At 32.7% G+C, this 14,398-nt stretch carries 12 protein-coding genes; 4 read left to right on the top strand and 8 right to left on the bottom strand.

Annotation, left to right across the window (positions count from 1 at the left end):
• Positions 1-111: 111 nt before the first annotated feature.
• Positions 112-987: a TetR/AcrR family transcriptional regulator gene (locus AC0ONG_RS25925; protein WP_000659642.1), complete on the top strand. Its 876-nt coding sequence runs from the start codon at positions 112-114 to the stop codon at positions 985-987.
• A gap of 41 nt (positions 988-1,028) precedes the next feature.
• Here AC0ONG_RS25925 and AC0ONG_RS25920 read toward each other — a convergent pair whose 3' ends face one another.
• Positions 1,029-2,582, bottom strand: coding sequence for an ABC-F family ATP-binding cassette domain-containing protein (locus AC0ONG_RS25920; RefSeq protein ID WP_002083531.1), 1,554 nt, complete (start codon positions 2,580-2,582; stop codon positions 1,029-1,031).
• 169 nt (positions 2,583-2,751) lie between these two features.
• Here AC0ONG_RS25920 and AC0ONG_RS25915 point away from each other — a divergent pair, with 169 nt between their 5' ends.
• Together AC0ONG_RS25915 and AC0ONG_RS25910 are read left to right on the top strand one after the other, a co-directional pair.
• On the top strand, positions 2,752-3,324 hold the full coding sequence (locus AC0ONG_RS25915; protein WP_000074952.1) for a TetR/AcrR family transcriptional regulator: 573 nt from the start codon (positions 2,752-2,754) through the stop codon (positions 3,322-3,324).
• A 59-nt stretch (positions 3,325-3,383) separates the two neighbouring features.
• Positions 3,384-4,322 (top strand): NAD-dependent epimerase/dehydratase family protein, encoded by a 939-nt coding sequence (locus tag AC0ONG_RS25910; protein ID WP_474204508.1) that lies wholly within the window; start codon positions 3,384-3,386, stop codon positions 4,320-4,322.
• A 49-nt stretch (positions 4,323-4,371) separates the two neighbouring features.
• Here AC0ONG_RS25910 and AC0ONG_RS25905 read toward each other — a convergent pair whose 3' ends face one another.
• From AC0ONG_RS25905 to AC0ONG_RS25890, 4 genes are all read right to left on the bottom strand, one after another.
• Positions 4,372-5,310 (bottom strand): glycosyltransferase family 2 protein, encoded by a 939-nt coding sequence (locus AC0ONG_RS25905; RefSeq protein ID WP_000175828.1) that lies wholly within the window; start codon positions 5,308-5,310, stop codon positions 4,372-4,374.
• 83 nt (positions 5,311-5,393) lie between these two features.
• Positions 5,394-8,072: a YfhO family protein gene (locus tag AC0ONG_RS25900; protein WP_000200234.1), complete on the bottom strand. Its 2,679-nt coding sequence runs from the start codon at positions 8,070-8,072 to the stop codon at positions 5,394-5,396.
• Between the two features lie 348 nt (positions 8,073-8,420).
• The gene (locus AC0ONG_RS25895; RefSeq protein ID WP_000856150.1) at positions 8,421-9,836 is read right to left on the bottom strand and encodes an oligosaccharide flippase family protein; all 1,416 of its coding nucleotides are present in this window, start codon (positions 9,834-9,836) and stop codon (positions 8,421-8,423) included.
• A gap of 97 nt (positions 9,837-9,933) precedes the next feature.
• Positions 9,934-10,914: a glycosyltransferase family 2 protein gene (locus AC0ONG_RS25890; RefSeq protein ID WP_016078223.1), complete on the bottom strand. Its 981-nt coding sequence runs from the start codon at positions 10,912-10,914 to the stop codon at positions 9,934-9,936.
• A gap of 225 nt (positions 10,915-11,139) precedes the next feature.
• Between AC0ONG_RS25890 and AC0ONG_RS25885 the strand changes: the two genes are divergently transcribed.
• Positions 11,140-12,417 carry a glycosyltransferase family 39 protein gene (locus AC0ONG_RS25885; protein WP_000946117.1) on the top strand — a complete coding sequence of 426 codons (1,278 nt, stop codon included), beginning with the start codon at positions 11,140-11,142 and terminating at the stop codon, positions 12,415-12,417.
• A 79-nt stretch (positions 12,418-12,496) separates the two neighbouring features.
• Here AC0ONG_RS25885 and AC0ONG_RS25880 read toward each other — a convergent pair whose 3' ends face one another.
• From AC0ONG_RS25880 to AC0ONG_RS25870, 3 genes are all read right to left on the bottom strand, one after another.
• A complete protein-coding gene (locus AC0ONG_RS25880; RefSeq protein ID WP_000547569.1) occupies positions 12,497-12,853 on the bottom strand; it encodes a DUF2304 domain-containing protein in 357 nt (118 codons plus the stop codon).
• A gap of 6 nt (positions 12,854-12,859) precedes the next feature.
• The gene (locus AC0ONG_RS25875) at positions 12,860-13,588 is read right to left on the bottom strand and encodes a glycosyltransferase family 2 protein (protein WP_000021473.1); all 729 of its coding nucleotides are present in this window, start codon (positions 13,586-13,588) and stop codon (positions 12,860-12,862) included.
• 208 nt (positions 13,589-13,796) lie between these two features.
• Positions 13,797-14,309: an acyl-CoA thioesterase gene (locus AC0ONG_RS25870; protein WP_000412126.1), complete on the bottom strand. Its 513-nt coding sequence runs from the start codon at positions 14,307-14,309 to the stop codon at positions 13,797-13,799.
• Between the last annotated feature and the right edge of the window lie 89 nt (positions 14,310-14,398).

Raw genomic sequence — 14,398 nt, 5'->3', positions numbered from 1 at the left:
AACTGGTCAGTCTAATACATAATATAACTGACCAGTTGGTCAATCGTCAATAAAAAGAGATGGTATAATAAATCCATAATAAGATGCGAGATTAAATTTAGGAGAGAAGATATGAAAGAAAAAGAGCGTTTAATTATAGAATCGGCTATGAAGTTATTTGCTACTAAGGGTGTAAATGCGACATCAGTGCAGGAAATTGTGACAGCTAGTGGTATATCTAAGGGAGCTTTTTACTTATATTTTAAATCAAAAGATGAGCTTTTATTAGCGACACTTCGATATTATTATGACAAAATTCAAAAGAAAATGCTGGATATTGAGCAAGAGTCTTTGTTACCACGTGAAAAATTTGCAAAACAATTACATTGTCAGTTTAATGATATACAAAAGCATAAAGAGTTTATTATTATGCATGCGAGAGAAAATGCGATTCCGTTTAATAAAGAAGTGGAAGAATTTATGATGCGGATGAAGTTAGAGTCTCATGCATTTTATCGAAATAGTTTATTGTCCATTTATGGTGAAAAGATTATGCCATATTTATTGGATTTAGTAATTATGGTGGAAGGCATATGCCGTGGGTATTTAGAATTAATTATTTTACAAGCAACAGAAATTGATTTATCTTACGTCTCTGCTTTTATTTTAAAAAGAGTAGATAATTTAGTAGATGGCTTGGTAGAATCTTCGGAAGAACCTATTTTACACGAAGAAAAGCTTGGAGAATTTCTTTGTAAATCAGAGCTCATTAAGGAACAGGTTAAAGAGCATTTTTTAAAAGAAATTATTGGATTTAAGCGTACTCTAGCTGATCAATTAGAGGACGATGAGCTGCTAGTAACATTAGATGTTTTAGAGGCGGAAATGCGATTGCTTAATCCAAGAATTCCGGTAATTAGAGGTATGTTAGCAAATTTAGAGGTTTATCCGGAATTAAAAGAATTTCGCTTACGCCTTATAGGATACTACAATATAAAAAATTCTTAATAAAAAACTCCTTGTCTACACAAGGAGTTTTTTATTAAAGATTACTTACTATTTTGAGACCATTTTTCTACATCCCAAACCTTTGTGATCCAATCTTCATAGAATTCCGGTTCGTGACATACAAGGAGAATTGTTCCTTTATATGCTTTCATAGCCTTCTTAAGTTCTTCTTTTGCTGTAACATCAAGATGGTTTGTCGGCTCATCAAATAGTAGCCAGTTACTTTCTTCACCCATTAGCTTACATAAACGAACCTTTGCTTGTTCTCCACCACTTAATTGACTTAATGGACGAGAAATATGTTCATTTTTTAATCCGCATTTTGCTAACATCGCACGAATTTGATGCTGGTCTAGGCCAGGGAATGTATTCCATACATCATCAATTGGTGTTATATTATCAGCTTTAACTTCTTGCTCAAAGTATGCAGGCTCTAAGAAGTCACCAAGACTTGTTTTACCGTTTAAAGGTTTAATTTTACCTAAGATTGTTTTTAGTAGCGTTGATTTACCAACACCATTACATCCAACAATAGCAATTTTTTCACCACGCTCAATTGTCATTGATAACTTTGGTAGTAGCGGATGTGTATATCCGATTTCTACATTTTCACCTTCAAAGACGAAGCGACTACTTGCACGACTTTCTTTAAATGAGAATTCAGGTTTGATTGCTGTTTCCGGACGATCAATAAGTTCCATGCGATCAAGTTGTTTTTGACGACTCTTTGCACGACCTGTCGTTGAATAACGAGCCTTGTTCTTTGCAATGAAGTCTTCTTGCTTTTTGATAAACTCGCGCTGCTTTTCATAAGCGTTTATATGTTGATTTTTATTGATTTCTGCTAGTTCTAGGAATTTTTCATATGTCGCTGTATAGCGTGTCATTTTTGTGAATTCTAGATGGAAAATAACATCAACACATTTGTTCATAAATTCCGTATCATGAGAAATCAATAAGAATGCATGTGGGTATTCTTTTAAATAAGTTGTTAACCAATGAATATGTTCAACGTCTAAATAGTTAGTAGGTTCATCAAGCAATAACACTTCTGGTTGTTCAAGTAATAGCTTTGCAAGCAATACTTTTGTACGTTGTCCACCACTTAGTGCTGAAACATCACGATCTAAACCAATAGCATCAATTCCAAGACCACGTGCAGCCTCTTCAATTTTCATATCTAGTAAATAGAAACCACCTGCTTCAAGTGCATCTTGTATTTCTGCCATTTGCTCAAGAAGTTCTTCTAGTTCTTCTGGTGTAGCAGTTCCCATTTTTTCTGTAACTTCATTTAAAGCTGTTTCCTTTTCGAATAACGGTAAAAATGCATCCGCTAGTACGTCACGAATTGTACGTCCAGGCGTTAAAACCGTATGCTGATCTAAGTAACCGTAATGTGTGCCTGGTGTCCATTCTACACGACCTTCGTCATGAATAAGCTGACCAGTAATGATATTCATAAATGTTGATTTACCAACACCGTTTGCACCAACTAATCCAACGTGCTCACCTGCTAATAATCGCATAGATACATCTTTAAATAATGTACGATCGCCAAATGTATGTCCTAATTTTTCAACTGTTAATAAGCTCATAGTATCCTCCGTCCAACTTGAAATAGTACCTTGAATCATGATACTAAATTCTTTCATATAATGCCATCATTTCAAAATGTATATTTTTTCAAAAAAAGGGTTGCATTAATTTTCTGAAAATATATAATATAATTGAACAGTGGTTAATTATATGTGTGAGGTATGAAATATGTCGCCAAGGAAAGCAGTTAAACAAGAACTAACAAGAGAAATGATTATGAATGTAGCTAGGGAGCTATTTATAGCACAAGGATATCAACATACTTCAATGCGCAAAATTGCAACAGAACTTGGATATAGCCATGGTTCGATTTATTATCATTTTAAAAACAAAGCAGAGCTATTTTACGCAATGGTGGAACAGGATTTTCAATTATTAAACAAAAAGTTAGATGAAATTTGTAATCAAAAGTTATCGAGAGAAGAGCAACTAAGAGCAGTTTTATTCGGTTTTATTGAATTTGGTCTAAGAAATCAGAGTCATTATGAAATTATGTTTTTAATTAAAGATGCCGAATTAAAAGAGTGTTTGGCAAATAGTCCTAATGTTAGTTATGAAAAATTTGCGAAGGTTATTTCTTTTTTATGTGATGGGGAATTAAATGCGATGATAATATGGTCTGTTTTTTTATCATTACATGGATTTGTAGCACATTATTGCAGAAGTGGCCAAACGTTTGAAGAACTACAAGGTTTGGCTAAGGTACATGTAGAGTTTATTTCAAAATCGCTTCTTATGTAAGTGATTTTCTTTTTAATATTAATTGAACAGTGGTTAATTAATTTAGGAGGGGATTTATAATGAAAAAGGCTTTAGTATTAGGTGCTTCTGGTTCAATGGGTTATGCAATTGTAAACGAATTATGTGGCCGAGGGATTCATGTGGTTGCTTTTGCAAGAAATAAGGAGAGATTAGGTGCATTATTTTCTGGGAACAAACATGTAGAAGTTGTAGCCGGCGATGTATTTGTAAAAGAGGATATAATGAATGCTGCTAAAGATGTTGATATTATATTTCATGTTGTAAATATTCCGTATTCAGATTGGGAGAAACAGCAAGAGAAATTATTAATAAACATATTAGAGGTATCGAAACATTACGGTATCAAACTAGGGATAGTTGATAATATTTATGCGTATGGAAGGCAAGGGGAAGGGCTTGTAAAAGAAGAGGCTAAAAAAAGACCACACACAAAGAAAGGGAAGATTCGTTTACAACTTGAAGAGATGGCAAAACAAGCTAATGTACGAATGTTTATTGCTCATTTCCCAGACTTTTATGGTCCAAATGCAGAAAGCACACTTGTTCATCATATATTAAAGGGAATACTTGCAAATAAAATGTCTAGCTTTGTTGGAGATAAAAAGATTGCCCGTGAATATATTTTTACACCAGATGGTGCAAAAGCAATGGTTGAATTAGCTTTACATGATGAGGCCTATGGACAAAATTGGAACATACCAGGTTATGGTGTTATTACAGGTGAGGAAATGATTCAACACATACGGGAATTAACGGGATATACGAAACGAGTAATAACTGTAAAAAGAGGAATGATCCAGTTTATTGGTTTGTTTGATAAGCAGATGAAAGAATTTATGGAAATGCTATATTTGACGGAAAAACCAGTTGTATTAAGCGGGGAGAAATATGAGAGGTATATCGGGGATATACCAAAAACTTCGTATTATAATGGGCTAAAAGAAATGATTATATCTATGCAAAAAAAGGGTGTGTAAATGTTAGTATATAAAAAAGTTACTTCTACCTACAGAAGTAACTTTTTTGTTATGCCTTTTGTTTAACTTCACTAACTTTCTTTTCAGCTACAATAAAATGCGGTCTACGTTTTGTTTCATAATAAATACGACCGATATATTCACCAATAACACCTAGGAATATGAGTTGAATACCGCCAATAAATAGTATAGCGGAAATGAGAGTAAAGTAACCAGGAACTTCCACACCACCAAGGATAATTTGAACGAACGTAGTGATTACATATAAAAGTCCAAAAATGGTTGTTAGTAATCCAAGATATATAGATAGGCGTAACGGTTTATTATTGAATGAAATTACACCATCAATTCCGTAATTTAATAATTTCGAGAAGGTCCATTTACTTTCTCCATCAGAACGTAATACATTTTCATATTCAATAATTAATTCGTTATAACCAATCCAAGAGAATAAGCCCTTTGAAAATCGGTTGTACTCACTTAAGGATACTAATGAATCCACTGCTCTTCGACTTAAAAGTCTAAAGTCACCAATACCATCTACTAATTCAATATCTACAAACTTATTCATCACCTTATAGTAAAGACGAGAGACGAAAGAGCGAACGGGTGAATCACCAGTTCTTGTCCTTTTTGCAATGACTTGGTCGTAGCCATCGTTATATCCTTCTAACAGTTCTTTTATTAACGTAGGAGGGTGTTGTAAGTCAGCATCCATAATAACGATTGCATCGCCTGTAGCGTATTTTAAGCCAGCTAACATTGCAGCTTCTTTTCCGAAGTTTCGACTAAACGATATATAGTGTACTGATGAATCTGAACTAGCTAAATCACGTAAAATATTTAATGTATCATCTTTACTACCATCATTAACAAAAACAAATTCATAATCGGTAGTTAATTTATGAATTTCAAGAGAAGTCTCTGAATAAAAGGCTCGAAGCACCTTTTCTTCATTGTAGCATGGTACTACTATTGAAAGGGTCATGTTAGGACCTCCTTAGGTGTAATTTTAAACTGGGCATGAAGTAAAAGTGAAGCAATGATCTTCAACTTTTACTTCACTTTACTTTAATAACTTTTTTTAAAACGATTTTTTAATTTTGAATATCTTTTCGGATCTCCAAGAACTAGAAGCGAGATGCAAATGATAAATGAAATGATAGAAATAACGAGACCCATTTTGAAATAAGGTGTGACGTATTTCATTTCAACTATATGTTGCCCTTTGGAAATAGGAACGCCAATAAAGGCGGAATTAGCCTTCGTAAATTCTGTTTCTTTACCGTCAACTTTTATTGACCATCCTTTACTATACGGTACCGATAAATATAGCAATCCATCCTTAGTAGAATTAATATCACCTTTTAAGGAGTTACCTTCATAGTAAATATTTTGTAGACTATTTTCTTTTAAAGTATTTACTTTTTTCGGGATAGTCTGATAGTTAGTACTGTTGATTTGTAAGTCTTTCAACTCATATTGACCAGGAGTAGGAATAGAAATGATTAGCTCGGTTGGCTTCGCATCTTTTCCTAAGTTGTAAACAAATCTTTCTAAAGGATAAGCATAAGCTCCATCTTCATTACCTTTTATCATAGATTTGTCATTCACGGTAACCCCAAATGATTCCTTGTTTATATTTCTAATTTTAATTTCAACAAGAAGATCACCTAACATATCGTTATTATCAATAGGTACTATTATACGCCCATTTTCATGAACAGTGAGTATATCTTTCTCTTTCTCTATATTTTCCCACTTCATTTTATTTGGATTAATCTTAATTTGTTTTGAATCTAGCTGTTTTGTATTAAATTGTTTTAGTGGAAGACTTCCAACATCATTTACAACTACAGCATCTAATAAAAGTTGATCTTTCTCGGCAAAATTAAGTTTTGAAAATTCTTCATCACTTATTCCAGCTTCGTATACATAGCCTAATGGTAGTGCAAATTCATTTTTATAAATGTTGTAAGGACCTACTTGTTGTAAATGCTTATAGCCATAAGGAATTTCGGTTTTATTAGCACCGTCACTTAGTACATAATATTTTACCCCTAGCATGTTCTCAAGGAATAATCGTTTATCTAACTGGAAGAACATAGATGGGCTATCATATCCTTGGAAAACATTGTACTTATTCTTCATAAAGTCATGAATATGATAATTGACTAAGCTTTGATAAGTACTTGTACCATGATAACCTTGCAACATAGGCGTATTTTTATAATTATTGTTTGGATTGATAATTCGATAAAAATCTTTATCTTGATTTTGTATATAACGAATTGCTTCAATTTCATCCTTATTATCAAGACCTGGTCCATGTAATGATTCTTTTGTCACGCCTGCTTGATTAAAGTGTTTACTAAGAGCAAAATCTGAATAGAAGTAATTAATAAATATTACATTGACGAGTACATTTAATACAATGAAACATTGTAGGGCTACTTTTGATAAATAGCGCCATAGTAATATTGTAATAATGGATAATACAGTAGTGCAAATTAAAATTTTATCAATCGTTTGTAGCGGCTGTGCGTTTATATTTACTTTTCTATAGAATGCGTAAATAAATAGTGCTGTTGCCAGCAAAGGACCTATTAAAGAATTGACCTTCTTTTTGTGAAGCAGCATCCAATCTAAAATGTAGGCGACAGTTTGCGCAACCACAAATGCAAATAAGTAAAACCATCTGTATTGCATAGCAGAAAAGCCATTAAATATGGAATACGTATATGGAAGCATATATAGCACTAACATAAACCCAGTAAAGAGTAATTTATTTGTGACAAGTTTATTGCGTATTAGAAGCGCGCTAGTAATAAGGAAGAGGATGAAAACAGGGAATGCAAGCTGATAATCCTCTGTATTATTAATGAAAAAGATACTTTCCATTAAGTTTTTATAAAACGTATCTTCAAAAAATAACGGTATAGTAAATTTTGTAGCGAGTCGATCGGAACTAAATACACCATTTACAGATGGTATAAAGCAAACAGCAGATAAACCTAGTGATAAAGCATATAGAAAAGCAATTCTAATATAATAAATTATAAATGTTTTAATTGTTTTGTTCTGCTGTGTAGCGAAATATTGGAAAAAGGCATAAATATAGATAAAAATACTAGTAATGAAAGCGAAATAGAAATTTGATGCAAGCATAAGTGCTGTTGCAAACAGGAATAATCCCTTTTTTCGCTCTAAAATATATTTATCTAATCCCCATAGTACTAAAGGTAAAAACACTATAGCATCTGCCATGAAATCCCATAATAAAGAATGGCGAATGAAAGTTACACATCCTCCATATATAATGGCAGAAATGAGAGAAGAAAAAATAGTTTTATTGTGATAACGTAAAGAACCATACATGAATAACATAGCTAATGTACTTTTTAAAATGCTCATATATAGTTTCATCTCAAAGATTTGGTCAAAATTTAGTTTAGGAAGTAGAAGCGTAAGCCAGAAAAATGGTGCTGTACTATAGTAATAACTAAATTCTCCGAATAAATCTCCACCTAAGCCATAATCCCAAGACCAAAATAAATTTCCATCTTTAAATGCGTGTTGTAAAAGGAATGTAAAGAAACTGAATTGTGATAATGCATCTCCCGTACTAGAAAATACACTGTCTGATTTTAGGAAAAAGTAATGAAAAGCAAATGCACATATTATTAATAATGGAATAATAATAAGTGTGCTTTTAGTGAAAAATGTTCTTTTATTTACTTCTGAAGTCATTAAATAAATAAGCCTCCTTAAATGCAATTGCCACATTCTTCACCTCTGGATATCGTTTTATGATGAAGAAAAACTATGTATGAATCGGCGATTTTTAATAGTATTAATAAAGTGTTCATTTGTGCAATTTGTGGAAAATTTAGGGCGTGAATAGTTAATATTTACATGAAGAATTAACTATGAATTACCTTAATAATAGGTGTTAGACATCTAGTGCTGTTCGTTTCCAAGTATAATCATTCCAGAAAGGCAAGTCAATTTAAGATATAGATTGAAAAAGGGCTCATTTTCTAAGTGAAGAAGATAAAAATAAAAACTTCAAATTTGATTTGAAGTTTTTATTTTTATTTATTTTCGAGCCAGCTTTTTATTTATAAATCCTAAAATCAATACGCGTATTTGTGGATCGATTGCAAGACCGATAATACCGTATAATATACCAGTAATTGTTAAAGCAACTAGTGGCGGTAAGGCAATTAATATTGTGCGGTATAAAATATAGCTGATTATAAAGGCTAAGGTATTGAATATAATCCCTTTAAATAGTAACGAGAAGCCTTTACGAACAAATAGAGTGAATCCGATTAGTAACGTAATCTCGGTAAGGATAGCAGCAATAGCGGCTCCCATCATTCCGAACTGACTACCTAAGGCGATGTAACTTATAACGGCAACAGCTAGTCCGATTCCCATTGTTGTTGCACGTTTCCATTGTTGACCAATGGTCGTTAAATTATCAGCAAGTGGGTAGTTAATAGATTGTAGAATGACCATAAAGGCTAAAATGGCAAGAGCATCACCAGCTGGCGCATATTCTTCACCTAATAAAGTAACAATCCAAAAGCTTGGATTAGCGATAAATGGAATGGAGATCCCCATTCCTAAGAAAGACATCAGTTTTAATTCAAACTGAGATAGTTTTCTATGTTCATCAATATTTTTTTCATTTCCAAACGCAAATAACTTTGGATAGAAGGCTGCTGCAATTACACCAGGTATTTGATAAAGGACTGCAGGTATTTTCGATGCAGCTCCAAAGAATCCAACTTGCTCATATGTCGAAACTTTTTCTAATATAATAGGGCCTAACTGCGGTAAAAGCATAATGATAATGCCATTGATTGTGAAAATCAGCAGTTGATCTAAAATCCCTTTGTCCCAGCCCTTATGAACTGTCGTATGGCGGAGTACCATTATGAAGGCAATGACTCCTGTTACAAGACTAGATATCCCGTACATGGCAGCGACTGTCATAAGTGACCATTTCAATGACATTCCTAGTAGAAGCGCAGCAGCGGCTGTTACACCTTGTAGTACAGAAATAATCGCTGTAAATTGCATACGTTCTGTTACTTGGAAATAAGCCATTCCAACGCCTTGTAAAGTTGCTCCAAACATTGTTGGTAATACAACCCAATATACCATGGCGCGTAAGTAGGCATCCGTATAGAAGAACTGAGCAAAAATAGCGAAGAGTACAGAAATTACGACAGCTAATACGAAACGAATGCGTAAATAACTACTGATTAGTACGCTAATATTTGCATCCTTTCTCGTTCCTTCACGCATAAACGTATGTGTCAAACCTGCATCTGTGAAATAACAAATAACAGCGGAAACTGCTAATGCAGTTGTAAACATTCCATACTCACCGGGAGACACGTATCTTGCAAAGAGAATCGTCGCGATAGCAAGTACAAATCGAACAGTAATATTTCCTACAAATAGGTAGGAGGCATTTTTAAGAATCTTATTTGTTTTCATGGGAAAAAACCTTTCTATTCTTTAGGACCTTTTTTGTCTGTCCTATTTGTAAATTTGATTTGTTTACGGAAAGAGAGGTGAGTACTATATTTTCAGTTTAAGAAAACAGAAATTTAATTCGTACAAACCAAAGCATTGCATATAGTTTTTTACTACGCTTTCCGTTTTTTGAATAGATTTTACGGCAATATTTCTTTATATCTTTTTTGATTAATTGAACTTGGGCATTATTTAATTGAGAGTTTTCTTTAATGTATATACAAGCATTATTGATAACCGTATAAGGGAATAAATAAGTCTCAAGAATCTCAATAAGTGACTGAGGGTCTTTCGTAATGAAGTCTTGAGATTTATTATGTACCCAGTCTTTCATACGATTGAATACTTCCAGTTCTTTAGTTGTTTTTAATTCGTAATCTTTATATTTAGAAGAAAGATTTCCTTCTGATAAGATTCTATAATATGTTAAATATTCATCGACATAGCATACATTTGTCACACTCATTAGTTTAAATAAAAACTCCAAGTCTTCTCCCCAGCTACATCCTGGTGTAAAACGGATATTATGATTCATTGCGATAGAGCGTTTGAAAATCCAAGTACTTGTTTGAGCAACAACTTGGTGTGTTAAGAATGCTTTTGCCATATCACCTTTAATAAAGTTTGTTGTATGCTCAATCTTTTCGCCTGTTTCTTCGTAGAAATTCATATAACCACAATAGCACGCGTCCATGTTGTTTTTATGCATACTCTCGATTTGTTTCTCAATTTTAGTTGGATGCCATAAGTCGTCACTATCAAGGAAAGCGACGTATTCTCCGCTAGCATTTTCAATCCCTGTATTACGAGCTACTGAAACACCTTGGTTTTTTTGGTGAACGTACTTTACTTGACCCGGATATTTTTCTGCAAGGTTTTTTACGATAGAAGGTGATTGATCTTTACTTCCATCATCTACAATTACAATTTCAATGTTTTTATATGTTTGATCCAGTATCGAATGCATTGTTTCTTCAATATATTTTTCTGTGTTATACAGGGGTATGACAACAGAAACAAGTTGTTTTTGTTCCATCATAGAATTTTTATCTCCTCAAATTTTTTATGTCTTGCACCATATATACAAGCCTTTTGAAAGGAAGAAGATTACAAGAACATCTGTATCAGTTTAACGCATATAAACTTTGTAAATCAACTTTCTATTATTGTACTTTGTATAAAAAGTATTTATTATAGAATATATTGTCTTGTAAAAATATAGAAATATAATTTGAAAATTATGTATTTGAAGGGAGAAGATGAGATGTTAAGGCGATTTACTCGCAAATCTAATGTAATCCTTTTAGGGATTATTATGATAGTCGGTTTTGCGCTTCGTTTTGCAACTTTACAAACACATGGTGCAGATTTGACTCTAGCTAGCGATGATCTAGGTTATCAAAAAACGGCAACTATTTTATTGGAAACAGGAATGTTAACATATCATGAGCCGGATAAACCAACTATTCATATTATGCCAGGTTTTCCAGCGTTTTTAGCTACTGTATTTTACTTTTTTGGAAATGGCAATGAAGGCCTTTTTGTAGCTAAATTAATTATTATCCTATTAGGGGTACTTAGTATTTTACTAACTTATAAGATTGGTACTTATTTATTGAATCCCGCTGCAGGATTAATAGGTGCTTTCTTATTAGCTGTGTATCCTCCAGAGATTGTTGTGGAAAATTTAACTTTAACTGAAGGACCGTTTCTATTCTTTTCATTAGGATTATTATATTGGAGTTTAAAATTAGCTGATACTCATAAAACGAAACATTTCCTAATTGTATTAATTTTCTACTTTTTAGCATTGTACTTACGCGTACAAGTTGCTTTATATCCAATACCATTATTTATATATCTCTTAATGAAGCGCTATCCATTCCGCATTATGATGAAGCAAGCGATTATAAGTGTAGGAATAGGACTTATCGTACTTGGACCATGGTGGGCCCGCAATTATATTCAATTTGATAAGTTTATTCCACTAACTGCTGGGGCAGGGAATCCGTTATTACTGGGAACGTATCAAGGGAAAGGTTACCCAGAAGGTAAGAATATGGCAGAACTTGAAGTAGAATTACACGCAAAGTACCCTAACCTAGAAGCACATGAATTTATGGAATTAGAAGAAAAAATAGCGAAAGATAAAATGAAAGAATGGTGGAACAGAGATAGGAATTCCATGATAGAGAGTTATTTAATCTTGAAGCCAGAAATTATGTGGAAAAAACCGTATTATTCTATAGAGCATAATATTGAAGTATTCAATGTTTCTGCAAAGGATATGAATGAAATACATAATTTTATTAAGACGATGTTTTTAATATGTACAATACTTTCATTTATCTTCCTTTTAAAAAGGTGGAGAGAGACTACATTTTTATGGTCAATCCTTTTACTGCAAACAGCTTTAACTTGTTTTTATGCCGCATATGAAAGATATGCATTACCATTAATTCCATTTTTATTTATTATAATTGGAGTAGGAACTGTAGCAACGGTTATGAAAATTAGTAAATTATTAATTAGAAACAAATAGTTTGCAATGAAAAAGTACCTTGATTCGTAGAAGAATTAAGGTACTTTTTTGTATAATATAATATTTGAATGTAAAAAAATTATTCGCTATCTGTTTTAGTTTGCGTTCCTTTTAATTTTTGCTTTAATAATGCATAATCTTGCGTTAATGTTACAAGTTGATGGTGTAGCTTAGAAATTTTTCTTGTTAGGTCAAAAATTAAGATGAAACAGAATAATAATCCAAATAAGAATAAGATGGATGGTGGATATTCTACTTTTAATAGTTTTCCAATCCAATTTATAATTTTATCAGTAGAACTTAAAATAGCCATTGCAACACAAACAAAAATCCACAAAATAGCATATTTTGTTTCTAAAGCCCCGCGACGAATAGAATTAATAATTAAGAAGAATAATAACAAAATAAAGATGAATGAAAAGGTAATTATATGCATTCACTATCAACCTTTCACGATTTTTTGCATCAATATAGCAAGGCTTACTTTAATCATGTAATATGCAGATTTAAGAGGTGTGATGGAAGATTGTCCACCTTGTCGCTCTTGCATATTTACAGATATCTCATTAATGCGAAGTTTTTTCTTTTTTAAATGAATAAGAACTTCTGGTTCTGGATAATCTTTTGGATAATTGTGTGCAAAAATTGTAATTACTTCTCGATTGATAGCACGATATCCAGAAGTTGGATCCATAAATGTTTGTTTCGTTAACACTTTCAGTAGGGCAGTAAAATAAAAAATACCGATTCTTCTTGAAATACTACCTTTATAAGCTGTTTTTTCTGTAAAACGTGAACCTAGCACCATATCGCATTGGCCTTCAGCAATAGGCTGTATAATTTTGTATAAATCATCCGGATTATGTTGTCCATCAGCATCGAACTGAATTGCAATATCATATCCATTCTCATATGCGTATTTATAGCCAGTTTGTACAGCTGAACCGATGCCCAGATTATATGGTAGATTAATAAGATGAACAGGGAAATTTTTTACGATTTGAGCTGTTTTATCTTGTGAGCCATCATTAATAACGCAAATGCTTAACGCTGTAAAATGTTGTTTTAGTTCTAGTAATCTTGTTAATGTATCTGCAATTGCTTCTTCCTCATTATAGGCTGGAATAATAATCAAAGTTTTTGGTATTGAAATTGGTACCTCGATAGACATTACCGCACCACCCCTTACATATTTAACTATATTATGGTTATTTATAAACAACTTTACTTAATATACCATTAAAAGTATAAGAAAATAAAGGAAAAACTGATGGGTGATTTTAGGAGGAAGCCACTGATACAAAGGCAAGCGATAGTATTTTTTATAATAAAAAATACATGCAAGGAAGGACCTGTGCATGTATGATGAGAAGATTATGTTAAATATTCCAAGGCTTACTTAAAGTTAAAACTTCAGCCATCTCTTTACTTTTTAAACGTCCCTTTTTTCGGTTTTCCGCGCGTTCTAAACCGGTTGTGTGTAACCAATGTTCTTCCTGAGTTTCAGGGAGTACTTGTGGTACGGACGAAGGTTTTCCATCTTTTATCGCCACAAATGTAATGAAGCAAGTAGCAGCAATTCTACGCTCGCCTGCTAATAAATTTTCTGCGATTACTTTTACGAAAACTTCCATTGAAGATTTCCCTGTATAACATACAAATGCTTCATAACAAACAGAATCAGCTTGGTGAATTGGAGTTAAAAAATCAACTGAATCAATAGATGCTGTTACGCAATGTTTACGACTATGTCTTGCAGCCGCAATTGAAGCAATACTATCAATTTCTGCTAATAATTTCCCTCCAAAAAGTGTTTGGTGATTATTTAAATCGTTAGGAAAAACACGTGTTGTCTTAATTGCTTTAGATTCTCGCATGAATTTCTTTTCCATATATTCAGCCCCTATAGTCTGTTTTCAATCAGAATAATATGTGTAAGCGGAGTACTCATATTAGATATTTAATGAAGTAAAGTGTATTC

Source organism: Bacillus sp. TCT6 (assembly GCF_056033845.1).
This window is presented reverse-complemented; position numbering and strand designations above follow the sequence as displayed.